We start from the raw sequence: 24017 nt of genomic DNA, 5'->3' as shown, positions 1-24017 counted from the left end.
AAGGCCGTGCCGAAACTGATGCGCAAGGCATTCAAGGTGCGGGTATCGAGCGCCAGCGTCATGAACTGCGACCAGCCGAGGCCGCTCGAACGCCAGATCAATCCCGACAGCGGGATCAGGATGATCAGCACCAGCCAGGCCAGCGTGACGCCGAGCGCCAGACCAAACCCCGGAAGCACACTCGGCTGACGAAACCGCCAGCGCCTGTTGTGGCCACGCTCTCTCAAATCCCAATCACCCTCTTCATAAGCCCGAAAACCAGGCGCTCCCTGAGACCCGCAATCCCCATGCGGGCCCGACATGCCAATCGGCCGGATCGGATGGTCCGGCCGATTGTTTCATTTCATCAACAGAGACGATTATTGGCCCGGCTTGTAGATCTGGTCGAACAGGCCGCCGTCGCCGAAGTACTTCGGTTGCGCTTCCTTCCAGCCGCCAAAGTCCTCGATCGTCACGAGCTTGAGATCACCGAATCGCGCGACGTCCTTGGGGTCGGCGGCTGCCGGCTTGAACGGCCGGTAGTAGTGCTTGGCTGCGATCTTCTGGCCGGCATCGCTGTAGAGATAACCGACATAGGCCTCGGCGACCTTGCGCGTACCCTTGGCATCGACATTGCCGTCGACGAGTGCGACCGGCGGTTCGGCCTTGATCGAGATCGACGGTGTGACAATGTCAAAATTATCCGGGCCTAGTTCTTCAAGCGAAAGATAGGCTTCGTTTTCCCAGGCGAGCAGCACGTCGCCGAGGCCGCGTTGCACGAAGGTGGTGGTCGAGCCACGCGCACCGGTATCGAGCACCGGCACATGCTTGAACAACTCGGAAACGAATTGCTGTGCTTTGCCATCGTCGCCGCCATTGGCGGCACGGGCATAGGCCCAGGCTGCCAGGAAGTTCCAGCGCGCGCCACCCGACGTCTTCGGGTTCGGCGTGATCACCTGGATGTCATCCTTGACGAGATCGCCCCAGTCCTTGATGCCTTTTGGATTGCCCTTGCGCACCAGGAAGACGATCGTCGACGTATAGGGTGCGCTGTTGTTTTCGAACTTGGTCTTCCAGTCCGCCGGTATTTTTCCGGTTTCCTTGGCGATAGCGTCGATATCCGCCTCGAGCGCCAGGGTGACGACGTCGGCCTGCAGACCGTCGATCACGGAGCGGGCCTGCTTGCCGGAGCCGCCGTGCGATGTCTGGATCGTTACGGTTTCACCGGTGTCCGCCTTCCACTTTTCAGCGAAGACGGCGTTGAAGTCCTTGTAAAGTTCACGTGTCGGGTCATAGGACACGTTCAGGATCGTCGTGTCGGCAAAAGCCACACTTGCAGCACCAAGCTGCAGGCCTCCGACTACAATTGCCAGTCCCATTCCGGTAATTCGTCCAAAGCCCATCTCGACCTCCATCGGTTACCAGATAAAACTATCAATTTAATCGACTGCTTCAACGCAAACTGATGATGCGGGAGGTGGCTATCGGGAAAAGTCCTATCGTTATTGTGCCTTTTTAAGGAACGGTTTGCCCAACGCCTGCTTGGCCGCCGATCTCCTGTCGTCGGCGAACCGGCCGGAGAATAGCATGGGCCCTTTGAGGCGCATATCAAAATTCCGGATGAGCAATGTGATCGGTCGGCCATATGTGCGTGCGCGGCTCCGACGATGCGATCGCTGCGGATGGAGCCATTGGGCGCAAAGCGGGTGTCGGAAAAGTCAACCGGGCGGCGGTTGCGGCAGCTGAGGCAAGCCAGCTAGATCACGTGGCCGCGGGCGACGATCGGCCAGATAGCCTTGGGCTCGTCGCCTTCGACGATATGCACCGCGTCTACCATGTTGGTGACGACACAGGCGTGATTGGGAACGATGCGCAGCTGCTGCCCGACCGTCAGGCCGATCGGTCCGTCGCTCACCAGCCGCCCATGTTCTTCGGAGAGCTGGTCGATGCGGATGTCGTCATGGCCAAGCACATGGCCATAGCCCGTGAGGCCAAGGAGGTCGGCCGTCAGAACCTTGCTGCCGGCATCGATGATCGCGCGGTGTTCCGACGGCACCGAGACGACGGTTGCGAGCACGGTCAGGGCGCAGTCGTCCCAGGTTGCGACACCGCGTGAAACGAGAGAGCGATCGTTGTAGATATAGGTGCCGGGCCGATATTCGGTTGCGACCGGCGCGCCGGCGGCATGCATCATGCTCGGCGTGCCGCCGGAGGTGATCGTGGGCACGGCCATGCCGTCCGCCTCGATCAGGTGCTTTGCCTCGCTCATGAAGGCCTGGACCTTCGCCTCGCCGGCAATCGGCGGGTAGGTCATCAGGCCGGCGAATTCGATGCCCTTGGCATCATTGATTTGGCGGGCCAGGCGGGCGGCTTCCACGGGCGAAGCGACGCCACAACGGTCCGCGCCGGTGTTGCATTCGACGAATACCCGAAGCGGCTTGTCCTTGGTCGAGAAGTGGCCGGATAGTCCATTGATGACCGTCTCATTGTCGGCGACGACGGCAAGCGCGATGCGCTGGTTAAGGCGCTCGAGCCGATCGAGCTTGGGTTTGCCGAGGATATTGTAAGTGATGAGCACATCGTTGATCCGCTCACTACCGTCCACCATCGCTTCGGCTTCGGTCACCTTCTGGCAGGTGATGCCGATGGCGCCGGCATCCAGCTGCAATTCGGCCATCTGCGGCAACTTGTGGGTCTTGATATGCGGCCGAACGCGGATGCCGTGGGCGTCCGCATAGTCCTGGAACGTGCGGATGTTGCGCTTGGCGATCTCGATATCGACCAGCACGGCGGGCGTTTCGATCGGCAGGGGCATCGCTCATCACTTCCTTCTGTGGGGCGCGGTATGCGGCGAAGCTACATCATCCGCCCTTGACAAGTTATGACCGTCGGCATTTCATACGTCAATCCATTATTCAGGACTGAAGTCCGTTATAATGGAACAGTAATCGGGAACCCAAAAATGGGAGAATGCAGATGATCAAGACAGTTCTCGTGGCTGCCGCCATCGCAGCCGCCTCCATCGCCCTGCCGGTACAGGCGCAGCAACCGGCGAGCAAGCTGGACGAAGTTCTCGCCCGCGGCCATCTCGTGCTCGGCACCGGCAGCACCAATGCGCCGTGGCACTTCAAGAGTGCCGAAGACAAGCTGCAGGGCTTCGATGTCGACATGGGCCGGATCATCGCCAAGGCGCTGTTCGGCGACCCCGACAAGATCGAATACGTCAACCAGTCGTCCGACGCCCGTATCCCGAACATCACCACCAACAAGGTGGATATCACCTGCCAGTTCATGACAGTCACCGGCGAGCGCGCCCAGCAGATCGCCTTCACCATTCCCTATTATCGCGAAGGCGTCGGCCTGATGCTGAAGTCGGACGGCAAATATGCCGACTACGCTGCGCTGAAGGCAGGCGGCTCCTCGGTGACCGTGTCGGTGCTGCAGAACGTCTATGCGGAGGCGATGGTGCATGCGGCGCTGCCGGAGGCGACCGTCGATCAGTACGAATCCGTCGACCTCATCTATCAGGCACTCGAATCCGGCCGGGCCGATACGGTGGCCACCGACCAGTCGTCGCTTGCGTGGTACATGACCCAGAACCCCGAACGCTACAAGGACGCCGGCTACGGCTGGAATCCGCAAACCTATGCCTGCGGCGTCAAGCGCGGCGATCAGGACTGGCTGAATTTCGTCAACACCGCTCTGCACGAGGCCATGACCGGGGTCGAGTTCGATTTCTATGCGAAGTCGTTCAAGACCTGGTTCGGCAAGGACCTGACGCCGCCGCAGATCGGCTTCCCGATCGAATTCAAGTAAGCCTTTCCGGCTGGACGGTTCCGCGCTTTCGCGGGATCGTCCCCTATCCTGTCGGCATGGGTGGCTGAAGACATGGGTTATCAGTTGAATTTCGCCGCCGTCTGGCGCTCATTCGACCTTCTGCTCGAAGGTCTGGCGCTCAGTCTCGGCCTTGCCTTTGCGGCAATCCTCGCCGGTTGCCTCATCGGGCTCGTCACTGCCTTCGGGCTGGTGTCGAAGAATATGCTTGTACGCAAGCCGGCCGGTCTCTATGTGACCGTGATCCGCAACACGCCAATCCTCGTGCTGGTGCTGTTCAGCTACTTCGCCTTGCCGCAGTTGGGCGTCCGGCTCGGCAAGATCGAGAGCTTCGTGCTGACGCTGGCGATCTATTCCGGTGCCTATCTCGCCGAGGTGTTTCGCGGCGGGCTGCTTTCCGTGCCTCCTGGTCAAAGGGAGGCGGGGCTGGCAATCGGGCTCACGGAAATGCAGATCCGCACCTCGATCATTCTGCCGCTGATGCTGCGCAATGTGCTTCCCTCGCTCAGCAGCACAATGATCTCCCTGTTCAAGGACACCTCGCTTGCCGCCGCGATTGCCGTTCCCGAGCTGACCTTCGAAGCGCGCAAGATCAATGTCGAAAGCTTCCGGGTGATCGAGACGTGGATCGTGGCGAGCTGCCTCTATGTCGCAACCTGCTCGCTTCTCGCCGCGCTGATGCGCGCGGTCGAGCGCCGTCTTGCCGTGCCGAGGTGATCGCCATGGATCTTTCCGCCTTCCTGGACCAACTCTGGATCGCCCGCATACCCCTCATCAAGGGGCTCGGCGTGTCGATCTCCATTTCCTTCCTGTCCATCGCGGTTGGAACGGTGCTCGGCGTCTTCGTCGGTCTCGCACTGACCTATGGCTACAAACCCGTGCGCTGGATCGTTCGCGGCTATACCGACTTCATTCGCGGCACGCCGGTGCTGGTGCTGGTTCTCGCCAGTTATTACGTGCTCAGCACCATCGGCATCGATCTCGGGCCGTTCCAGGCAGGCATTCTCGCCCTTTCGGTGTTCTGCAGCTCGCATGTCGGCGAACTGGTCCGCGGCGCGCTGCAGGCGATCCCCAAGGGGCAGACGGAGGCGGCGAAAGCGATCGGGCTGACATTCCCACAGACCTTTGCCTATGTGCTCGGTCCGCAGGCCCTGCGGCAGGCCCTGCCGGCCTGGGTGAACACCGCAGCCGAAATGGTCAAGGCCTCGACGCTTCTGTCGATCATCGGCGTCGCCGAGCTTTTGCTGCGCACGCAGGAACTGATCTCCCGCACTTTCATGAGCCTCGAATTCTACTTCTTCGCCGGCTTCCTCTATTTCGTCATCAACTACAGCATCGAGCGCTTCGGCCGTTACGTCGAACGCAAGACCGCCTTCCCTTCGTGAGGTCCCGGATCCGATGAGCCAGACACTTCTTGAAATCCGCGACCTCCACAAGCGCTATGGTGCCGTCGAGGTGCTCAAAGGCGTCGATTGCACCATGGCGCAGGGCGAGGTCATTGCGATCATCGGCTCCAGCGGCTCGGGAAAGACCACGATGCTGCGCTGCATCAACATGTTGGAGGAGTTCCAAGGCGGCTCCATCCGTATCGACGGCCAGGAGATCGGGTATGACACCGTCGCCGGTGTGCGACGGCGCAAGCGGGAAAAGGAAATCGCCCGCCAGCGGGCGATGACCGGCATGGCGTTCCAGCAGTTCAACCTCTTTCCTCACATGACTGCGGCGAAAAATGTCATGCTCGGTCTCATCAAGGTGCGCGGCATGGGGCGGGACGAAGCACGGTCGGTCGCCGAGAAATGGCTGGACCGGGTCGGCCTGCTCTCGCGCATGGACCACTATCCCGGCCAGCTTTCGGGCGGTCAACAACAGCGCGTGGCGATCGCCCGGGCGATTGCCATGAACCCGAAGCTGATGCTGTTCGATGAGGTGACCTCGGCGCTCGATCCCGAACTCGTCAACGAAGTGCTGCAGGTGATCAAGGGGCTGGCAGAGGACGGGATGAGCATGTTGCTCGTCACCCACGAGATGCGGTTTGCCTACGACGTGTCTTCCCGGGTCATCTTCATGAACCAGGGGCGCATCGGCGAAGAGGGCAATCCGAGGGAAATGTTCCTGAAACCGCAGACCGAGCGCCTGGCCGAGTTCCTGAAAACCTCGTCGTTCAACTGAAGCGTTTGTACGGGGCGGAGTTTCGTCAGGTCAGAGTGTTATGAGCGCGGGGCCCGTCATCACCACCAACGAACAAGGATACCTGTTCCTTTGTTATGCACCGGTCGCGGTAGGCGAGGTCGCCGCTTGTGGTTTGACTTCGCCGATCGCCCGGAAGGTCCGGCGCGAGCCTTTGGTCGACAGGCGGCTGAATGCAGCCTCGAGCGCTGCGATCCGGCCCTTGGAATCCGAAACGCGTTCGAAATTGTGAAAATCCGCTTCGCTCGCCCATTCGACGTCGCGCACACGGTGCTGCCGTCGGTGCTGGCGAGAAAGCGGGCGGATAGAAAGCCGGGATAGCGTGCAACCCAGTCCTCTTGGATCCGGGCGAACTCGGCTGCGATCTCGGGCTGGTTGTCGGCGCCAGTCGCAGTGTAGTCGATAATCGAATAGAAATGGTTCAGGGGCTCCATCGCAGTCCTCGCACCTTAAGGTCATTGCCTCAGACTATGCATACGCCATCGCATCACGCAATGGTTGTGCTCCGCGTCACGCGGCGAGCAGCGATCGTCCGGTTTCCGGGTCGAACAGATGCAAGGCGCCCTCGTCGAAAGCGAATGTCCGCTCCGCATCGATCGCCAGCTGCGTGCGCGGTGGCAGGCAGGCGGTGATGCGCTGGCCGCCGATGCGGGCCGTTACCACCAGTTCCGGGCCGGTCAGTTCGACCACCTCAATCCGCGCTGCCAGTCGCAGCGCATTTGCCTCGTCCGTCGCGAGCCGCAGCGCCTCTGGGCGGATGCCGACCTTGACGCGTTGGCCATTCTGCACTCTGCCGTGAAAGCGCGCCGGCAGGGCGATCGGCTCCTCGCCACCTTCAACGCGCAAGCCGTCGCCTGATACGTCAGCCTCGAAAATGTTCATCGGCGGCGAGCCGACGAAGCCGGCGACATAGAGTGTGGCCGGACGATCATAGATCTCTTCCGGCGCACCAAGCTGTTCTATGCGGCCATCGCGCATGACGGCGATGCGGGTTGCAAGCGTCATCGCCTCGATCTGGTCGTGGGTGACATAGACCACCGTCGTCTTCAGCAATTGGTGCAGCCGCTTCAGTTCGGTGCGCATCTCCATGCGCAGCTTGGCGTCAAGGTTCGACAGCGGCTCGTCGAAGAGGAAAACCTGCGGGTTTCGCACCAGCGCCCGGCCGATGGCGACACGTTGACGCTGGCCGCCGGAGAGCTGGCTCGGCTTGCGCTGAAGCAGGTTTTCGATCTGCAGCAGCTTTGCCGTCTCGTTGACCGCCTTTTCCCGCTCGGGGGCCGGAACTTTGCGCATTTCCAGGCCGAAGCCGATGTTGCGGGCCACACTCATGTTTGGGTAGAGCGCATAGGATTGGAACACCATGGCGATGTCGCGATCCTTGGGGTGCATCCCGACGATCGACCGGGGCCCGATGCGGATATCGCCGCCGCTCGGCTCGGCAAGGCCGGCGATGATATTGAGCAGGGTCGACTTGCCGCAGCCCGAAGAGCCGAGCAGCACAAGGAACTCGCCGCTTTCCAGTGCGATGTCGATACCCTTCAGCGTTTCGACTTCGCCGTAGCGCTTGTGAATGTTGCAGATCTCAAGCGCGCTCATTCGGTCGTCTCCTGAAGAAAGGCGGACAAGGGTTTTCCATAGCTGCGCGGCAGCGTCGAGATTGCCTCCGATGCGATGGTGACGCCGGTGCGAAGGCAATTCTCCAGCGACATCCCGGCGGCAAGGGCTGCGAGGAAACCGGCATTGAACACGTCGCCCGCGCCGATCGTGTCGATCACTTTGACCAGGGGCGCGGCGACAGAGACGATGTCACCGTTCGGGCCGAGCGCGAGCGCACCGTTCGGCCCGCGCTTGACGATAACGATCGCATCGGTCGGCATATGCGTCTTGAGTGCGTGCGCCGCGTCTGCCGCGTCGGCAAGGCCGGTCAACGTCGTTGTCTCGACTTCGTTGAAAAGGGCGAGCCGGCAGCGCTTCAGCCAGCCTATCGCTGCGGCACAATTGGCGTCCGTCCAGCCATCGAGCGGCCAGCCAGTGTCGAGCGCCACGGCGATATCGTGCGCCTCCGCCCAGTCGAAGACATCGTCATAGGCGGCGGTCAGCGCGTCGGTGAGGAAGGAGCCGGAAAGCAGAGCCAGGCCGCCGCGTAGGCGCTCGCCGTCGAGCATTGCGCGGGCCTCATCGAAACTGAAGAATGGCAGGTGCCCGCGGGTGGTGAAGAAGGTACGCTCGCCATCGGGATGGGTGATGCCGACCGACAGTGTCGTTCCGACGTTTTCGACCGGCCAGCCGCTTGCCCGCCCGGCAAAGGCGTCCTTCAGCCAAGTGCCGAACTGGTCGTTGCCGATGTTGGCGGCAATCGCATAGTCGACGCCGAGCGAATCCCAGGCAAGCGCGCTGTTGCCGGCGCAGCCCCCGACGCGCAGTTCATCATGATCGACGATGATTTCGGTGCCGGCCTTCGGCCAGGGGGCGGCCGGCCCGAGGATGAGATCGACGTTGACGTTGCCGATGACGACAAGAGGACGCATGCTTCATTCGCTCCGAGTAATCTTGGTCGACCTGACCGGCGTTCCGACATCGGCGACACGCGCCGCCGCAAAGGCGATCATGAAGGATTGTGCCACCGGCAGCATCGCAAAGATCGCCGCCATGCCGGCCGCCGGCTTGAAGGCGAGGGTGGTCACACCAGGGATCGGCGCTGCGCCGGAGGCATCGAAGACGACAACCGGTGAACCGGCTTCTGCTGCGGAAACCGCCATGGCGCTGACGAGCCCGGCGGTCGCATCTGCGGCGCGAAACAGCACGACCCCGACCGACGGGCCGAGCATTTCCATCGGCCCATGCCGCAACTGCCCGCCTTCAAGCGAGAAGCAGGGTAGCCGGGACAATTCGGTCAGGCCGAGCCCGATCGCTTCGGCAAGCCCTTGTAGCTGGCGACCGGACGTTACCACTGCGCGAACATCTGCGAGGGCTGCGAGCGCCAACGTTGTATCGGGCGCCTGCGGTGCTTCGATCGCCTGCAGTGCCGCGGTCGCGTCGTCGCCGAGGGCGGCGAGGATCGAGAGGTGCAATGCGAAGCTGATCGTCAGGCTGCGGGTTGCGGCAAATGCCTTTTCCGTGCCGCCGACGCCGACCAGCGATGGGGCGCTTCGGGCCAAAAAGGAGCCCCCTTCGAGGGTCAGGCCGAAGGTCTCGCCGGTTCTATCATTTGTCTCGGCGAACCAGCGCAAGACCTCGGCGCTCTCGCCGGACTGGGAGGTGACGAGGATCGTCTTGCCTTCGATCGCCAGTGGCTGGCCCAGCTGTTCGGACAGCGGCAGTGCGATCGCATCGATGCCGTGGGCGCGATAGAGGGGTTCGAGCGCGCGACCGACCGCATGCGAGCCGCCCATTCCCAGCAGTAGCAGCTTGCCGGTCGATTTGAGCGACGCGGCGATGTCTCGGGAGAGCGCCTCTGCCGCGTGGAACGAAGTGACGGCGTCTGAGGCTTGACGGGCCATTTCGCGGTCGATTGCGATGAGCCCAGCCGGGCGGCTTCTAGTATCGCTCATGGTCATCCCTTGACGCCGCCGCTGGTGAGCCCGGAAATCAGGGCTTTTTGCATGATGAGGCCGATCAGCACCGGGGGCAGGGCGGCAAGCACGCCGGCGGTCGCGATCAGTCCGTAGTCGGAAACCCGGCCGCCGGCGAGATCGGCGATGGCGACCGTCAGGGTCTTGGCGCGAAGGTCCGAGGTGAACAGCAGCGCATAGAAGAATTCGTCCCAGGCAAGCAGGAAGGCAAAGAGCGCCGAGGTCGCCATCACGGGGGCGGCGAGCGGCAGAGTGATCAGCCTGAGGATCTGATCCAGCCTGGCGCCGTCGATCATGGCAGCGCTCTCGATCTCCTTCGGAATGGAATCGAAGCCGGATTTCAACAGCCATGTGGTGAAGGGCGCCAGGATGGTGAGATAGACGAGCGCAAGGCCGAAGACCGAATTCAACAGGCCGAGATAGGCGAGCCCCATATAGAGCGGCACGGCCAGCGCCACCGGCGGCAGCATGTAGGTGGCGATCACTGCGTAGAGCGACCACGAGACTGAGGGCGTGCGCGACACGGCCCAGGCCGACGGAATGGCAACGGCTATGGCCGCAAGCGTCGCCATGCCGGCGACCTTCAGGCTGTTGAAGAGCGAAGCGACGAAGGCGGCGCCGGCGCTGTTTTCGAGCGTGCTCAGCAGCACCCCGTACCGCGACAGGTCGATCTCATCAGGCCACCAGTTGAGCGGCTTTGCCGAAAGGTCGGCGGCAGACGAGATGCTCATGACGAAGAGCCAGAGAACGGGCGCAAGGATGATGGCTGCCAGCAGCAGGGCGCAGGCGTAGACGAAGGCAGTGAACAGCGGGCTCTGGCGTTCCATCAGGTGGCTCCTGCAGCTTTGCGCACAAGTGCGGCGTAGGCGACCGCGAGCACCGTCACCAGCAGGGTGACGATCAGCGCCAGCGAAGCGCCCGAGCCCGCCCGCTGGAACGAGAAGGCTTCCTGATAGACGAGGATCGACAGCGTGCGTGTGCTGTTGGCCGGACCGCCGCGCGTCATGACCCAGATGATGTCGAAAACCTTGAAGGCTTCGATCGTGCGCAGCACCAGCGCCACGAGCAGCGGACCCGCGAGATAGGGCATGATGACATAGCGGAAGCGGTTGAACGGGCCGGCGCCGTCGACGAGCGAGGCAGCAGTGATGTCGCGTGGTACGGCCTGGAGGGCCGCAAGCGCGATCAAGGCGACAAGCGGAAAGTTCTTCCAGCAGTCGGCGACGATCAGGGCCGTCAGCGCCGAGCCGGGCTCGCCGAGCCAGGAGCGATAGCTGTCGATCAGCCCGATCTGCGTCAGGGCTGCGTTCAGTGCGCCATATTCCGGATTGTAGATCAGCCGCCACAGCGTCGCGTTGACGACCGTCGGCAAGGCCCAGGGCAGTATCATCAAAGCGCGCAATGCCGTGCGGCCGCGGAACTGCTGGTTGAGCAACAAAGCCGCCAGCACGCCGATCACCATTTCGGCGGTCACCGAGACAACCGCGAACCATGTGGTCGTTACCAATGCCCGCTGGAAGTTCGAACCGCCGAGAACCTTGGCATAGTTGTCGAGGCCGACGAAGCTGCCTTCGGTGCCGACGAGCTTTGCGTCGGTGAACGAAAGCCTGACGGTGTCGACCAGCGGCCAGCCGATGACAGCGATCATGACTACGAGCAGCGGCAGCATCAGGAGCCACGCGCGCGTTGTTATCCAAGTACCGGACATGGGATGGAAACCTTATGGGCCATCTACAGCGCCGCGCGTCAGATATGACGCGCAAAGGACGCTGTAGCGCTTTAAACCTGCCGCATAATTCTCTCCTTAAATCGATTCCGATTTAAGGAATTATGCCGTAGGCCATCATGCTCTTGCCGGTGAAAGCGTTCCGGCAAATCCCGGGCGGCAGTGCCGCCCGGGAGGTCGAAGCCGGAACGATCAGAGACCGCTGTTTTCGGCGGCGGACTTCAGCGCATCCTCGGCGGAGGCCTGGCCAAGCAGTGCTTCCTGGATCGCCTGCTGCAGGGCGGTCGAAAGCTCCTGATACTTCGGCGTCGTCGGACGCGGATACATGGCTGCAAGGCCGAGCTTGGCAGCGGCGATCAGCTCTTCCTGGCCCTTGGTGACATTGGCGTCTTCATAGGAAGAGGCCCAGATCGGCAGGCTCAGCTTGGCATAGGCATTCTGCGTCTGCTGGGAGGTCATATGGACGATATATTTCCACGCCTCGTCGGGATGTTTGCTGGTCGAGGTGACGCCGAGGCCCATCGAGCCGTTGACGGCCGAAACCTCGCTCTTGCCTGCGACACCCGGTGCCGGCACGACACCGACCTTGCCGGCAACCTTGCTTTCCTTCGGGTCGTTGGCGAGGTTGTACATGTAGGTCCAGTTGAGCGCGAAGGCGGCCTCACCGTTCTGGAAGACCTTGCGTACATCTTCCTCGAGGAATTCCTTCGAGTTCGGATTGGTCAGGCCCGACGAATAGCTCGTCACCATGTAATTGAGCGCGTCGAGGCCGCCGCCCGAGGCGAATGCCGGTTTGCCGCCGTCGATGAACTTGCCGCCATAGGCGCTGACGAGCGTGGTGTAGTCGCAGATCGCGGCTTCGGCCTGCGACCAGCTCCAGGCGATCGGCGTTGCGAGCAGCCCCTTGTCCTTGATGATCTTGGCCTGTTCGCTCAGTTCGTCCCAAGTCTTCGGCGGTGCCTTGATGCCGGCCTTCTCAAGGATTTCCTTGTTGTAGAACAGGTATTTGGTGTCGAGGATCCACGGCATGCCATAGCGCTTGGCGTCATACTCGACGGTCGTCCAGGCACCCGGCAGGACGCCTGATTTCATCTCGTCGGTGATGCGGTCGGAGACATCGACCAACACCTTGTTGGCGGCATATTCGGCCGGCCAGATCACGTCGAAGAGCACGACGTCGTAGCCGCCGCCGGAGCCCTGCGCCAGAACGGTCTTGTCGTGCAGGCCCTCATAGGGAACGAATTCGAGATTGACCTTCACATCCGGATTGGCCTTGGTGAAGGCCTCGGTCATGGCACGGACGTCGGCCTCGCTATAGGCCGCCTGCGCCATAAACAACGCGTTGAGCGTGGTTTCTGCATAGGCGTGGCCAGCAAAGGACAAGCCGAGCAAGGTTGCGCTGAGCAACGTGGTTTTAATGGATTTCAACATTCCTGCCTCCAATAACTGAGCGTTCAGTTTTCCCGGCACACCTCCCCGGTGGGCCGAATATGAGAAATCCGCCCGTTTGCGGACGGCCGTCGACATATCTATCGGAGCGCTCGTGCGGCCTGCTGCCGTCACTTCGTTCCCCGGAGCTCTTTATGGCGCCTCATTAAGTCAATTGTCTTGACTTATTTCTTGTTCAATATTCTAACAGTGTCAAGAGGGTTTTGCGGATGAATGATTTACGCCCGATCCGGGCAAAGAGCGGCACCAACCAGGAAGGGACGAGCGCCCACAACCGCCGCGTCATGATCGACGCGTTGCGGCGGAACGGGCAGTTGTCCCGTGCCGATCTTGCCCGGGCGACGGCGCTGACCAAGCAGACGGTGTCGAACATCATCGAAGAGCTGGAGCGTGACGGGCTGGTGCAGTCGCTTGCCGCCGTGCGCAATGGCCGGGGGCAACCGTCGACGCCCTATCGTCTGGTTGCCGAGGGCGCCTTTGCCATCGGCCTGCAGATCGACCGGCATGTCACACGCACCATAGCCGTCGACCTGGTGGGCACGGTTCTGGCGCGTGGAGAGGCCAACCTACCAGCCGGCGGACCGGCGACCGGCGTCAAGACCATTCTCGATCTGATCGAAAAGACCCGGCGAGACCTCGCGTCCATCGCGCCGCAATCGGAGCAACGCCTCGTCGGGCTTGGGGCGGCGATGCCCGGTCCCTTTGGTATCGACGCTGACATCGACGATCCGTGGATGATGGCGGCCTGGCAGAACTTTCCGCTGCTCGAAACGCTCTCTGCCGGCACCGGCCTCGATGTCGCCCTGCAGAACGACTCGGCGGCGGCAGCCACGGCCGAACGTCTGGTCGGTGCCGCCCACGGCGTCGATCACGCCATCTGCATCTATCTCGGTTACGGCCTTGGCGCCGGGCTGATCCTCAATGGCGAGCTCTATCGCGGTGCCAATGGCAATGCCGGAGAGATCGGCATGATCCTCAGCCTGCCGCGCGGTGCCGGCGAACATGAGCGCACGCCACTCGAATACCGCGCGTCGATTGCGTCTCTCTGCAAACTGCTCGAGCTCGACCCGGCCGACCCGGACCTTTATGCCCACATTGATGCGGCCGTGGCGGGTGAGGATGGCAGGCTGCCCGGTTGGCTGGAGGCCGCCGTCTACGAATTGCGTGCGGCGGTGCAGGCGCTCGAAACCATCTTCGATCCGCAAACGGTAATCCTGTGCGGCGGACTTCCGCCCGGTCTGGCGCGGCTGGTCACGCATGCGATGCAGCCGCTGCTTCCATCACTCGCCGATCGCCGCGATCGCAGCCTGCCGCGCCTGCAAGTCGGCTTCACCGATCCATGGGCGGTGGCGATCGGCGCAGCCGCCGAGCCGATCAGTCGCACCTTCGACCCGCGCTTTTCCGCGATCCTGAAGACACGCACCATCGACGCTTCTTGACACTGAGCTGCCGGCGAGTTGCCGGCAGGATCACGTTCGCGGTTCGTCCAGACGCGCAAGCTCGGCATATTCGTCTGCCAGAAAATCGAGCAAGGCCCTGACTGAGGGAAGCAGGCCGCGCCGGGATGGAAAGGCGGCGTGAATGATACCTGCCCGGGGTGCCCAGTCGGGCAGCACGTCCACCAGCGTTCCATCCTTCAGGTCCTGCCGCACGACCATTGCAGGCAGTTGCGTGACGCCGACGCCTTTTAGGGCGGCAAGCCGCAGGGCCACCATGTCTTCGGTGACGAGACGCGGGTTGTGGCGCACGATGGCACTGGCCCCGTTCGGCCCGTCCAGACACCATTCATGCTCCTGCCGGTTGGAGTTCCAGGCCATGCTCGGAAGGGCCGTCAGGTCGGCGGGCGTCAGCGGCTGCGCATCCTCACCGAGCAGTCGGGGGCTGGCGACCAGGCGCTGCGCACTTTCGGCCAGCCTCTTGATGACGAGATCGCTCTCCTCAAGCGGCGGAAAGCGAACACGGATGGCGATATCTATGCCTTCGCGCAGCACGTCCACCTGCCTGTTGGTGCTTTCGAGCACCACCTCGACCTTCGGGCAGCCGGCCATGAAGCGGGCGATCATCTCGCCGACCTGGAAATAGAGGACCGATGAGGGGCAACTGACGTGCACGACGCCTTGCGGCTCGGAGCGCATACGGTCGATCACCTCCTGCGCGGCTTCCGCCTCCACCAGCATGGCCACGCAATGGCGGTAGTACTCCCTGCCGATATCCGTCACGACGAAGTGGCGCGTCGAACGCTGAACAAGGCGCACGCCGAGGAGTTCTTCCAGCAGGCCGATGCGACGGCTTAGCCGCGAACGCGGCATGTTGAGTTTGCGCGCCGCTGCGGCGAAGCCGTTCTGCTCGACGACATCGACGAAAAGCTTAAGATCGTTCAAGTCCTGCATGGTGCATAATTGTCCTATTGATAGGACACTATAGTCCGATTTAACGGTCTACCGCCAGATTTGTCGCGGGAATATGTTCCTCCCAAGGTCATCGCTTGAAGGCGATGCACAAGGAGAAACAGACATGCGCAAGATACTCGGCATCTTTGGAAACGCCCGGCCGCACTGGGTCGGCGATGGCTTTCCTGTTCGTTCGCTGCTTTCCCATGACAGCGTCGGCGAACATGCAAGCCCGTTCCTGCTGCTCGACTATGCAGGCCCGACGGAGTTTGCACCTGCAGCCCACCCACGCGGTGTCGGTGTGCATCCGCATCGCGGCTTCGAGACCGTGACCATCGTCTATCGAGGCGAAGTCGATCACCGTGACTCCGCCGGCAATGGCGGCCATATCGGTCCGGGCGACGTGCAATGGATGACGGCCGGCGGCGGCATCCTGCACGAAGAGTACCACTCGGAAGCCTTCACCAGACAGGGCGGGACCTTGGAGATGGTCCAGCTTTGGGTCAACCTGCCGGCGCGCGCCAAGTCGGCCACGCCGGGATATCAGACCCTGCTCAACGATGACATTCCCACGGTGACGCTGCCGGAGGGTGCCGGCACGCTGCGGGTGATCGCCGGAGAATTCGACGGACGGGCCGGACCGGCGCAGACGTTTACACCGATCAATCTCTGGGATCTTCGCCTGAAGCAGGGCGGTTCGCTCGCGCTCGATTTGCGCGAGGGGCATTCGGTCGGCCTGGCGGTTCTGCACGGCACCGTGCTCGTCAACGGCAGCGACCTGATCGGCGAAGCCCAGTTCGGGCTCATGGGCCGCGAAGGCGGCGCCATTACGCTCGATGCCAGCTCGGATGCGACCGTGCTCGTCTTGAGCGGCGAGCCGATCGACGAACCGGTGGTCATGCATGGTCCCTTCGTGATGAACACGGCCGACGAAATCCGCCAGGCCTTCACCGACTTCCAGAACGGCCGCTTCGGCGCCGTATCCGAACCGGCACTTTGAGTTCTCGGGGGCTCGGAACTCCGCGCCGAGCCCATGCCGGCCGATAGGCGGCCCGACTACGCGGACATGACGAAAGATGAAGGAGTCTTCACTATGGCAAAAACCTACAAGCGTCTCGACAAGGATCAGGCTGCGGTTCTGCTCGTCGACCACCAGGCGGGTCTGCTCTCGCTGGTGCGGGATATCGACCCCGACAAGTTCAAGAACAACGTTCTGGCACTCGCGGACCTCGCGAAATACTTCAAGCTGCCGACGGTTCTGACGACCAGCTTCGAGGACGGCCCGAACGGCCCGATCGTGCCGGAACTGAAGGAAATGTTCCCGGATGCGCCGTTCATCCCGCGCCCCGGCCAGATCAATGCCTGGGACAATGAAGACTTCGTCAAGGCGATCAAGGCCACCGGCAAGAAGCAACTGATCATTGCCGGCGTCGTCACCGAAGTCTGCGTCGCATTCCCGGCGCTCGCCGCCATCGAGGAAGGCTTCGACGTCTTCGTCGTCACCGATGCCTCCGGCACGTTCAACGAAATCACCCGCCATTCCGCCTGGGATCGCATGTCGCAGGCCGGTGCCCAACTGATGACCTGGTTCGGTATCGCCTGCGAACTGCATCGCGATTGGCGCAACGACGTCGAGGGGCTCGGAACGCTGTTCTCCAACCACATCCCCGACTACCGCAACCTGATCAGCAGCTACACCACCACCAAGGCTTCCCGCTAATCCCGGGCTAACCATAGGAGAAAAGCCATGACGAACGTCAACAATGTCGCGAACTTCAACGGCGCTCCGCCGGTCATCGACCCGGATGATGCGGTCATGCTTCTGATCGACCATCAGAGCGGCCTGTTCCAGACCGTCAACGACATGCCGATGCCGAAGCTGCGCGCCCATGCGGCAGCGCTTGCCAGCATGGCGACGCTGGCCAAGATGCCGGTGATCACCACAGCATCGGTGCCGCAGGGACCGAACGGTCCGCTGATCCCGGAAATCCATGCGAATGCGCCGCATGCCACATATGTGGGGCGTCGAGGCGAGATCAACGCCTGGGACAATCCGGACTTCGTGGCCGCCGTGAAAGCGACGGGCCGCAAGACGCTGATCATTGCTGGCACTATCACCAGCGTCTGCATGGCATTCCCGGCCATCAGTGCCGCGCATGAAGGCTACAAGGTCTTCGCCGTCGTCGACGCTTCGGGTACCTATTCGAAGATGGCGCAGGAGATCACGCTTGCCCGTGTGGTTCAGGCGGGTGTGGTCCCGATGGATACGGCGGCAGTCGCCTCCGAGCTGCAGCGGACCTGGCATCGTGACGACGCGCAGCAATGGGCCGAGATCTACACCAAGATTTTCCCGGAATATCAGTTGCTGATCGAAAGCTACCTGAAGGCCCAGCAGGTCGAGAAGGACCACGAGCAGTTGGACTCGGCCCGCGGCTGAAACAGCATGTCGCGCAAAAGTGCACAGCGGTTTTGCGACAACGACATGCACAAGAACAATAGCTAAAAGCGCGCCGCGCTTCAGCATGCACTGAAATCAACGTCGCCGGCAGGGAAGTCCTGCAGGCGACGTTGTCGTTATTTCAGGTCGATCTGCAGCACCGTCTGCAACAGGACGGCGGCGCCGCGTGCGCATTCCTCCGGCGAGGAATACTCCGCCTCGTTGTGCGACAGCCCGTCCTTGGACGGCACGAAAATCATGGCGGTCGGGCAGATGCCGGCGATATGGGCGGCATCGTGACCGGCGCCGGAGACGACATCGGTTGCGGAATAGCCGAGCGCCCCGGCGCTGGCGCGCACCGCATCGACGATATTAGGATCGAAGGCGACCGGCTGCTTCGACCAGATGCGACTGAGCGCGATCCTGGCGTCGATCGCCTCGACAGCATGCTCGAGAGCCGCCTGCATCTGGTCGAGCCCTGCATCGGACGGGTGGCGCATGTCGATCTGTAGCTGCACCGAGCCAGGCACGACATTGCGCGAATTGGGACCGACAGCGGCAAAGCCCGTGGTGCCGACGCCGGGTGGATGACGGCGCGCGATGTCGCGCACGGCGAGCACGATCTGGGAGGCCGCGACCAGCGCGTCGTCGCGCTGGGCCATCGGCGTGCTACCCGCATGCGCCTCCGTCCCTGTGATGGTAACGTTGAGCCAGCGCACACCCTGCACGCCGGTGACGATGCCGATTTCCGTCGCCGCCGCTTCCAAGAGCGGGCCCTGCTCGATGTGGAGTTCGACATAGGCTGCAAAGCCGACATGTCCGACAGGGATTTCGCCGCGATAGCCGATCGTTTCGAGCGCCGTCAGCACGGTGGTCCCATCCCGGTCCTGCACCGCACCGATTGCTTCCAGGTGCGATGCGCCAGCGAATACGCCGGAACCCATCATTGCCGGCGAGAATCGCGAGCCTTCCTCGTTCGTCCAGTTTACGACGGTGAGGCTGTGGCGCAGCACGGTCGACGTTTCCTTCAGTGTCCGGATCAGTTCAAGCCCGGCAAGAACGCCGAGGATGCCGTCGAACCGGCCGCCTTGCGGCTGGGTATCGAGATGGCTGCCGACGGCGATCGGCGGTAGCGACGGGTCTTCGCCGGGGTAGGTGGCGAAGATATTGCCGATCCGGTCGACCTCGATCGTGCAGCCAAGGGAGCGGCATTCGGCGACAAACCAGTCGCGAACCTGCCGGTCCTCCTCCGTCAGCGTCAACCGGGTGACGCCGCCTCTGTCCGTGCCGCCGAAGCGAGCGGTCGCGACGATATCAGCCCATAGCCGGTCGCCGTTGATTTCAGGCATGTTGGTGCCGGCGGCCGGGTTATCGCGTGCCTGTTCTGCTGCGGTCATTTCTGCTCTCCGGGCGCGTCAGCATTCAAGCGGTAGCGGAAATCGCAATGGGACGCGCCCTGCATCACCGTTTGCGTGCGCTCCAGCGTAATGCGCGGATCGTATCCGGTGCAGAACACGCCGTCGCGGTTGCAGGAAAGCAGATGGCCGATATGGCCGAGCCCCATCTCGCGATAGGTCTCGGCGTATCGACAGCGCTTGACGTTGTAGTGAAACTCATCGTCGGTCGCCTTCGTCACCTCGATCGTCAGGGCATCGTCCTGGGTCCAGAGATCCTGCAATTCCTGGAATGTCCGCAGATTGGTGCCGCCGGGGGTTTTCGCAGCAAAGGCCTTGCCAGACTCGATCGCAGCGCGGCTGACGGCCTTGTCGAGGATAGCCTGGGCGCGTTTCTCGCCGATCTCTTCGCGCATCGCCTCATAGATCGGCGCGATGATGCCGGCCTCTATGCGCCGTCGTGCAAGAATGCCCAGCTCGCCTTCCATAGCGGCGCGCGATGTGGCGGCGTCTGCGGTTGTGTCCGATTCCGTCATGAATTTACCCTGCCTCCCTGTCCAACTGATCGTTGGTTCGACTGAGCGACAGGATACACCGTGACCGCGGAGACCGGGTTGCAAATCCGCACTATTCACAAGGGGCTTTGCACAAATATTTCGCGCCTGACGGCATTTCCCACGGAATTATTCTTGTCTCATAGCGATCAGCCGCGCAGCTTGCCCACCGGCGCGGAGGCTCTGCGCCCCATGGATGACATCGCGCAATTCGTCATCGCTGGCTGCTTGAAACGAACCATCTGTAATAGGGGTTGGCCGGTTCTGCCCGCATCAGGGGCTCCATGTCGCGAGCCCACTCAGTGCGGTAGCCGGCATAGGCATTAAGCGAGGCCTGGTAGAAAAGCAGCAACCTGTTGTGCGCCTCGGCAATCGATGTTTTCGTTGCGGGGTCGGCGGCAGGGAGCGGAAGCTCCGTCCGCAGCGCAATCAGCGCCGGAAGGGTGCGCTGCAGATCGTCGGGCCGCACCCAGCTTGCATATTCGATCCGGGGCTGATCGTCCGTCACCGGAAGTGCGGAACCCACGTAGCGCTCCAGCCCCGAGCGGTCCATCATCCAGGTTGCCAGCAGATCGGCCGGGCTGGAAATGCCGACCTCGCCAAGCGCTGCGGCAATCGAGCGTTCTTTCATCCGGTTGGCAATCCGCGTCGCGTCAATTTCCTGCCGTTCGCGCGAGCCGACGAGCAGCATCTCATGCAGTTCCGTCGACCAGAGCGTGACTTCAGGGAAAGTGTCGAGAAAGCTTTTGACGAGGGAGCGGGTATCCTCGTCGTTCTGGGTTGCGATCGGCAGCCATTGCGCCACCATGCCGTTCTCGCCCAAACGGTCACGTGCCAGACGGTAGAAATCCGACGAGTAGAGATTGACGACGCCGGCAGCGGACGGCGGCGGCGGCTCCAGGGTGATGAGGTCGTAGCGCTCCTGGCTGCGCAGCAGTTCGCGCCGTCCGTCGCGCAGGCGGATCTCCAGCCGGGGATCCTTGGCTGCATTATAGTTGCCCGCAAACAGGCTTGTCGCACGCGCAACGGAGGGCAGCAACTCCGCTGCCACGCGGTGATCTAGCCCGGGATAGGCCAGCAGCGATCCTGCGGTGATGCCTGTTCCAAGCCCGACCACCAGCGCCGATTTCGGTTCGCCCTTATGGATGATGAGCGGCAGCAGCGCCTGCAGCCGCATGTAGCGCAGTGAGGGCATGGCATCGCCGGTGTTGGAAACGCCCTGAATGTAGAGCCGGCGGAAACGGCGGTCGGCTTGCCCCTGTTCGATGACCGCGACCGTGGCGCCGAGGCCTTCTTCATAGGACACGATGGTGCCGTCGCTCCGCGCCGTTGTCAGCAGATTGGCGAGCCTGTCCGATGGCACGAGCACGGCGAGCAACAGGGTGAGGGCGCCGAGCACGGGCACGGCCAGACGAGGTCCGGCAAGCCCGCTGCCTTTACCCCTGCCGATCGCGACAAGGCCGATCGCGGCAGCGATGACCGCCAGAATGGCAAAGCTGCGGATGATGCCGAGCGTCGGGATGAGCAGAAAGCCGGTAACAAGGGTTCCGGCGATGCCGCCGAGCGTATTGAAGGCCAGCACCCGGCCGGTATCGCGCCCGATGTGTGCGGGATTGACCGCAAGGCGCAACGCGACGGGAAAGGCGGCGCCGAGGATCAGCGTCGGGATGAAAACGATGGTCAGTGCTGCCACGACAAACCGCGCGAACATGCCGGCAAAGATGCTGCCCGTCATGGCCGCGACCGCCGCCTCGGCGTTCGTCTGCCAGGCGGTGAGCCAGGTGCCGAGCACGGCCAGTTCGAAAAGTGCTACGAGGCCCGCAGCGGTGATGAGCAGGCCGAATGTGGTCCAGGGATCGGCAAGGCGATCGGTCCGCCGCGCAAAGAGCGCGGCGCCGAGCGCTAGTCCGGCAAGGTAGGTTGCAAGCACAACGGAGAACGCGAAGGAGCGGGTCGAGATGAATTGCACGATCGCCTGCGACCAGGCGACCTCGTAGCCGAGTGCTACGCCGCCGGCGAGGGCATAGAGTGCAAGTGCCAGGCGCGAGCCGCCTTCACCGATGGATGTTGCCGGCAATGCTTCCGATGCACGCGTGGCGGAAGTCGAGCCGCGAGACAGAGCGATGGCCGCAGCGCTGAGCCCGAGGGCGGCGGCCGCAAGGCCGGTTGCCTGCACCCCAAGTGCTGGAATGATGACGAAGGAGACTGCGAGGCAGCCGACGATCGCGCCAAGCGTATTGGCAGCATAGAGGCGTCCGCCTTTGGCACCGACACCGCCGGGCGACGTTTCCAGGGCGCGCAACAGCACGGGAAGCGTGCCGCCCATCAGAAAGGCGCGTGCGGCCACGAGCAGGATCAGCATCGCCCATGCGGCAATGGGCAGAGAGGCCTCGATCGCGACGAAGAGGGGTGCAATCCGCGCCAGTGCAAATGTCACCACAACGCCGGACAGCGCGACGCCGATCTCAAGTAGCGCATAGAGGCGCAACGGGCGGCGGGCACGGTCACCGAAGCGACCGAGGGCGAAGCTGCCGAGGGCAAGGCCGAGAAAGAAGGCGCTGACGCCGGCGCTGACGGCATGGACGTCGACACCGGTGACAAGCGAGAGTTGCTTGATCCAGAGAACCTGAAAGATCAGCGCGGCCGCGCCGGAAAGGAAAAGCATGAAGCCGGCCATTGCGGGGCTGAAGGCAAAGGCCTGTTGCTGCATGCGCTGTGTCTCGTTGGACCCGTCGACATCGACCGAGCATACGGGCGCGGAACTCTTTGCGGTCAATCCGGCTCACCATAGGTTCTAAATGCAGAGAAAGAAAAGGCGGCGCTCGGGGAACGCCGCCTTGTTCAGCTTATTGGGCCGCAGGGGCCTTCTTCATGATCTCGTCGATCTTGGCATGGACACCTTCCTTGACCTGGTCGACCGAGAAGCTCGCGGGCTTCTGGCTCGGCGGATACTCGATGAAGGTCTCCAGGAAGGCCGCGGACTTCATGGTGGCGATACCGACGAGATAGACGTTCTTCGTCCTCCAGTCGTTGTACTGATCGGAGACGATGTCGGCCCGCTCATAGGGGTCCATACGCAGGTTGAACATCTTCGGTACGCGCAAGCAGACGAAGGGGTCCTGCCATACATCGAAGCCACCGGGCTTGCGCATTTCGCAGAAGACCCTTTCCAGTTGTCAAAGCGCATGCCGACGAGCTTGGCATCGTCGTTGAAGTAGTAGAACTCGTTGCGTGCGCCCTTCGGCTGCTCGCCGGTGAGGTAGGGAAGCTGGTTGTAGCCGTCGAGGTGGACCTTGAAGTCCTTGTCGCCGAGCTTGGTGCCCTTCAGCAGCCGGTCCTTGATGTCCTTGTCACCGGCAGCCGCAAGCAGCGTGGGGAACCAGTCGAGGCCGGAGACCATCTCGTTGGAAACGCCCGGCTTGATCTTGCCCGGCCAGCGAATGATGGCGGGAACTCGGAAGGCGCCTTCCCAGTTGGAGTCCTTCTCGCTGCGGAACGGGGTCGTTGCGGCGTCCGGCCAGGAGAACTGGTTGGGTCCATTGTCAGTGGCGTAAACAACGATGGTGTTATCGGCGATCTTCAGGTCGTCGATTGCCTTCAAGAGCTTGCCGACGTCGTTGTCATGCTCGACCATGCCGTCGGCATAGTCGTTACCGGGCATCCCGCTCTGGCCTTGGTGCATGCGGGTGGTGTTCATCCAGGTGAAGAAGGGCTTGCCTTCCTTGACCTGTTTTTCCATGAAGCCGATCGCTGCTGCCGTGGTCTCGTCGTCGATCGTTTCCATGCGCTTCGAGTTGAGCGCGCCGGTATCCTCGATCTTGCCGTCGGCAAAGGAATGCAGCACGCCGCGCGGCGTGGCCGCCTTCACGAAGGGATCATTGGGATCCTTCGGCCAATAGGGGCGCTCCGGCTCTTCTTCGGCATTGAGGTGATAGAGGTTGCCGAAGAATTCATCGAAGCCATGGGCGGTCGGCAGGAAACGATCCTGATCGCCAAGGTGGTTCTTGCCGAACTGGCCGGTCGCATATCCGAGCGGCTTCACGCCTGAGCAATCGTGACATCGCGGTCCTGAATGCCCACGGGGGCGCCGGGAACACCGACTTTGGACATGCCTGTGCGAAGCACCGACTGACCGGTGATGAAGGTGGACCGGCCGGCCGTGCAGCTGTTTTCGGCATAGTAGTCGGTGAACATCACGCCTTCGCTGGCGAGCCGGTCGATGTTCGGGGTCTTATAGCCCACGACGCCGAAGGAATAGGCGCTGATATTGGTCTGGCCGATGTCGTCGCCGAAGATGACGAGGATATTGGGCTTGGCCGTATCCTGGGCCATGGCTGGCACCGCAGACGCCGTGATCGTCGACATCAGCACGGTTCCGGCAAGCGCAAGCGCTTTCGGCTTGATGGACCTGCGGACTGCTGAAGCAGCCAGCAGGCCGAAGGTACTCTTTAAATCAATGGGCATCTCATGTCTCCCTGAGGCCACGATGGATTGC

Annotated in this window: 21 protein-coding genes and 2 pseudogenes; 8 read left to right on the top strand and 15 right to left on the bottom strand. The window is 62.5% G+C overall.

Annotation, left to right across the window (positions count from 1 at the left end; genetic code table 11):
- The 3 genes and pseudogenes from ABIE33_RS23480 to ABIE33_RS23470 form a co-directional block, all read right to left on the bottom strand.
- Positions 1-227, bottom strand: a pseudogene (locus ABIE33_RS23480) (molybdate ABC transporter permease subunit); the annotation flags it as partial.
- A gap of 132 nt (positions 228-359) precedes the next feature.
- Entirely contained in the window at positions 360-1394 is a 1035-nt protein-coding gene (locus tag ABIE33_RS23475) for a sulfate ABC transporter substrate-binding protein (RefSeq protein ID WP_429130121.1), read from the bottom strand.
- Positions 1395-1735: 341 nt separating this feature from the next.
- The gene (locus ABIE33_RS23470; RefSeq protein ID WP_429130118.1) at positions 1736-2794 is read right to left on the bottom strand and encodes a D-TA family PLP-dependent enzyme; all 1059 of its coding nucleotides are present in this window, start codon (positions 2792-2794) and stop codon (positions 1736-1738) included.
- 161 nt (positions 2795-2955) lie between these two features.
- Here ABIE33_RS23470 and ABIE33_RS23465 point away from each other — a divergent pair, with 161 nt between their 5' ends.
- From ABIE33_RS23465 to ABIE33_RS23450, 4 genes are all read left to right on the top strand, one after another.
- Positions 2956-3795 (top strand): transporter substrate-binding domain-containing protein, encoded by an 840-nt coding sequence (locus ABIE33_RS23465; RefSeq protein ID WP_429130115.1) that lies wholly within the window; start codon positions 2956-2958, stop codon positions 3793-3795.
- Between the two features lie 72 nt (positions 3796-3867).
- A complete protein-coding gene (locus tag ABIE33_RS23460) occupies positions 3868-4530 on the top strand; it encodes an amino acid ABC transporter permease (protein WP_429130112.1) in 663 nt (220 codons plus the stop codon).
- A 5-nt stretch (positions 4531-4535) separates the two neighbouring features.
- Positions 4536-5198 (top strand): amino acid ABC transporter permease, encoded by a 663-nt coding sequence (locus ABIE33_RS23455; protein ID WP_429130109.1) that lies wholly within the window; start codon positions 4536-4538, stop codon positions 5196-5198.
- Between the two features lie 13 nt (positions 5199-5211).
- Complete coding sequence (locus tag ABIE33_RS23450) at positions 5212-5982, top strand: amino acid ABC transporter ATP-binding protein (RefSeq protein ID WP_429130107.1); 771 nt, start codon at positions 5212-5214, stop codon at positions 5980-5982.
- Between the two features lie 93 nt (positions 5983-6075).
- On the opposite strand, the gene ABIE33_RS23445 is transcribed toward ABIE33_RS23450, so the two are convergent.
- The 7 genes from ABIE33_RS23445 to ABIE33_RS23415 form a co-directional block, all read right to left on the bottom strand.
- The gene (locus ABIE33_RS23445; protein WP_429130104.1) at positions 6076-6267 is read right to left on the bottom strand and encodes a hypothetical protein; all 192 of its coding nucleotides are present in this window, start codon (positions 6265-6267) and stop codon (positions 6076-6078) included.
- Between the two features lie 243 nt (positions 6268-6510).
- Positions 6511-7596, bottom strand: a complete 1086-nt coding sequence (locus ABIE33_RS23440) for an ABC transporter ATP-binding protein (RefSeq protein ID WP_429130101.1) — start codon at positions 7594-7596, stop codon at positions 6511-6513.
- Positions 7593-8528: a PfkB family carbohydrate kinase gene (locus tag ABIE33_RS23435; protein ID WP_429130099.1), complete on the bottom strand. Its 936-nt coding sequence runs from the start codon at positions 8526-8528 to the stop codon at positions 7593-7595. Before ABIE33_RS23435 ends, ABIE33_RS23440 begins: the two co-directional genes overlap by 4 nt.
- A gap of 3 nt (positions 8529-8531) precedes the next feature.
- Positions 8532-9557, bottom strand: a complete 1026-nt coding sequence (locus tag ABIE33_RS23430) for an SIS domain-containing protein (protein WP_429130096.1) — start codon at positions 9555-9557, stop codon at positions 8532-8534.
- On the bottom strand, positions 9554-10399 hold the full coding sequence (locus tag ABIE33_RS23425) for a carbohydrate ABC transporter permease (protein ID WP_429130093.1): 846 nt from the start codon (positions 10397-10399) through the stop codon (positions 9554-9556). Before ABIE33_RS23425 ends, ABIE33_RS23430 begins: the two co-directional genes overlap by 4 nt.
- Positions 10399-11280, bottom strand: coding sequence for a carbohydrate ABC transporter permease (locus ABIE33_RS23420; protein ID WP_429130092.1), 882 nt, complete (start codon positions 11278-11280; stop codon positions 10399-10401). The genes ABIE33_RS23425 and ABIE33_RS23420 overlap by 1 nt, the downstream gene beginning before the upstream one ends.
- A 210-nt stretch (positions 11281-11490) precedes the next feature.
- On the bottom strand, positions 11491-12729 hold the full coding sequence (locus ABIE33_RS23415; protein WP_429130090.1) for an extracellular solute-binding protein: 1239 nt from the start codon (positions 12727-12729) through the stop codon (positions 11491-11493).
- A 227-nt stretch (positions 12730-12956) separates the two neighbouring features.
- Between ABIE33_RS23415 and ABIE33_RS23410 the strand changes: the two genes are divergently transcribed.
- Positions 12957-14186, top strand: coding sequence for an ROK family protein (locus tag ABIE33_RS23410; protein WP_429130087.1), 1230 nt, complete (start codon positions 12957-12959; stop codon positions 14184-14186).
- Positions 14187-14216: 30 nt separating this feature from the next.
- On the opposite strand, the gene ABIE33_RS23405 is transcribed toward ABIE33_RS23410, so the two are convergent.
- Positions 14217-15137: a LysR substrate-binding domain-containing protein gene (locus ABIE33_RS23405; protein ID WP_429130084.1), complete on the bottom strand. Its 921-nt coding sequence runs from the start codon at positions 15135-15137 to the stop codon at positions 14217-14219.
- A 124-nt stretch (positions 15138-15261) separates the two neighbouring features.
- On the opposite strand from ABIE33_RS23405, the gene ABIE33_RS23400 reads away from it, so the two are divergent.
- The 3 genes from ABIE33_RS23400 (at position 15262) to ABIE33_RS23390 (ending at position 17574) form a co-directional block, all read left to right on the top strand.
- Positions 15262-16137 (top strand): pirin family protein, encoded by an 876-nt coding sequence (locus ABIE33_RS23400; protein ID WP_429130082.1) that lies wholly within the window; start codon positions 15262-15264, stop codon positions 16135-16137.
- Between the two features lie 93 nt (positions 16138-16230).
- Positions 16231-16857, top strand: coding sequence for an isochorismate family cysteine hydrolase YcaC (gene ycaC / locus ABIE33_RS23395; protein WP_429130079.1), 627 nt, complete (start codon positions 16231-16233; stop codon positions 16855-16857).
- A 27-nt stretch (positions 16858-16884) separates the two neighbouring features.
- Positions 16885-17574: an isochorismatase family protein gene (locus ABIE33_RS23390; RefSeq protein WP_429130077.1), complete on the top strand. Its 690-nt coding sequence runs from the start codon at positions 16885-16887 to the stop codon at positions 17572-17574.
- A gap of 137 nt (positions 17575-17711) precedes the next feature.
- Here the strand turns inward: ABIE33_RS23390 and ABIE33_RS23385 are convergent, their stop codons facing one another.
- From ABIE33_RS23385 to ABIE33_RS23370, 4 genes and pseudogenes are all read right to left on the bottom strand, one after another.
- The gene (locus tag ABIE33_RS23385; RefSeq protein WP_429130074.1) at positions 17712-18971 is read right to left on the bottom strand and encodes a Zn-dependent hydrolase; all 1260 of its coding nucleotides are present in this window, start codon (positions 18969-18971) and stop codon (positions 17712-17714) included.
- Positions 18968-19504, bottom strand: a complete 537-nt coding sequence (locus ABIE33_RS23380; RefSeq protein ID WP_429130071.1) for an L-2-amino-thiazoline-4-carboxylic acid hydrolase — start codon at positions 19502-19504, stop codon at positions 18968-18970. The genes ABIE33_RS23385 and ABIE33_RS23380 overlap by 4 nt, the downstream gene beginning before the upstream one ends.
- A gap of 232 nt (positions 19505-19736) precedes the next feature.
- A complete protein-coding gene (locus ABIE33_RS23375) occupies positions 19737-22298 on the bottom strand; it encodes a fused MFS/spermidine synthase (RefSeq protein ID WP_429130068.1) in 2562 nt (853 codons plus the stop codon).
- A 70-nt stretch (positions 22299-22368) separates the two neighbouring features.
- A pseudogene (locus ABIE33_RS23370) lies at positions 22369-23887 on the bottom strand (arylsulfatase).
- Between the last annotated feature and the right edge of the window lie 130 nt (positions 23888-24017).

Origin of the sequence: Ensifer sp. 4252 (assembly GCF_050434565.1) — a bacterium.
In the GTDB taxonomy this organism is placed as follows: Bacteria; Pseudomonadota; Alphaproteobacteria; order Rhizobiales; family Rhizobiaceae; genus Ensifer.
This window is presented reverse-complemented; position numbering and strand designations above follow the sequence as displayed.

Excerpts from the sequence above, each read along its gene's own strand:
- ABIE33_RS23475 (WP_429130121.1), bottom strand. The coding sequence starts at position 1,394 with ATGGAGGTCGAGATGGGCTTTGGACGAATTACCGGAATGGGACTGGCA.
- ABIE33_RS23470 (WP_429130118.1), bottom strand. The coding sequence starts at position 2,794 with ATGCCCCTGCCGATCGAAACGCCCGCCGTGCTGGTCGATATCGAGATC.
- ABIE33_RS23465 (WP_429130115.1), top strand. The coding sequence starts at position 2,956 with ATGATCAAGACAGTTCTCGTGGCTGCCGCCATCGCAGCCGCCTCCATC.
- ABIE33_RS23460 (WP_429130112.1), top strand. The coding sequence starts at position 3,868 with ATGGGTTATCAGTTGAATTTCGCCGCCGTCTGGCGCTCATTCGACCTT.
- ABIE33_RS23455 (WP_429130109.1), top strand. The coding sequence starts at position 4,536 with ATGGATCTTTCCGCCTTCCTGGACCAACTCTGGATCGCCCGCATACCC.
- ABIE33_RS23450 (WP_429130107.1), top strand. The coding sequence starts at position 5,212 with ATGAGCCAGACACTTCTTGAAATCCGCGACCTCCACAAGCGCTATGGT.
- ABIE33_RS23440 (WP_429130101.1), bottom strand. The coding sequence starts at position 7,596 with ATGAGCGCGCTTGAGATCTGCAACATTCACAAGCGCTACGGCGAAGTC.
- ABIE33_RS23435 (WP_429130099.1), bottom strand. The coding sequence starts at position 8,528 with ATGCGTCCTCTTGTCGTCATCGGCAACGTCAACGTCGATCTCATCCTC.
- ABIE33_RS23430 (WP_429130096.1), bottom strand. The coding sequence starts at position 9,557 with ATGACCATGAGCGATACTAGAAGCCGCCCGGCTGGGCTCATCGCAATC.
- ABIE33_RS23425 (WP_429130093.1), bottom strand. The coding sequence starts at position 10,399 with ATGGAACGCCAGAGCCCGCTGTTCACTGCCTTCGTCTACGCCTGCGCC.
- ABIE33_RS23420 (WP_429130092.1), bottom strand. The coding sequence starts at position 11,280 with ATGTCCGGTACTTGGATAACAACGCGCGCGTGGCTCCTGATGCTGCCG.
- ABIE33_RS23415 (WP_429130090.1), bottom strand. The coding sequence starts at position 12,729 with ATGTTGAAATCCATTAAAACCACGTTGCTCAGCGCAACCTTGCTCGGC.
- ABIE33_RS23410 (WP_429130087.1), top strand. The coding sequence starts at position 12,957 with ATGAATGATTTACGCCCGATCCGGGCAAAGAGCGGCACCAACCAGGAA.
- ABIE33_RS23405 (WP_429130084.1), bottom strand. The coding sequence starts at position 15,137 with ATGCAGGACTTGAACGATCTTAAGCTTTTCGTCGATGTCGTCGAGCAG.
- ABIE33_RS23400 (WP_429130082.1), top strand. The coding sequence starts at position 15,262 with ATGCGCAAGATACTCGGCATCTTTGGAAACGCCCGGCCGCACTGGGTC.
- ycaC (WP_429130079.1), top strand. The coding sequence starts at position 16,231 with ATGGCAAAAACCTACAAGCGTCTCGACAAGGATCAGGCTGCGGTTCTG.
- ABIE33_RS23390 (WP_429130077.1), top strand. The coding sequence starts at position 16,885 with ATGACGAACGTCAACAATGTCGCGAACTTCAACGGCGCTCCGCCGGTC.
- ABIE33_RS23385 (WP_429130074.1), bottom strand. The coding sequence starts at position 18,971 with ATGACCGCAGCAGAACAGGCACGCGATAACCCGGCCGCCGGCACCAAC.
- ABIE33_RS23380 (WP_429130071.1), bottom strand. The coding sequence starts at position 19,504 with ATGACGGAATCGGACACAACCGCAGACGCCGCCACATCGCGCGCCGCT.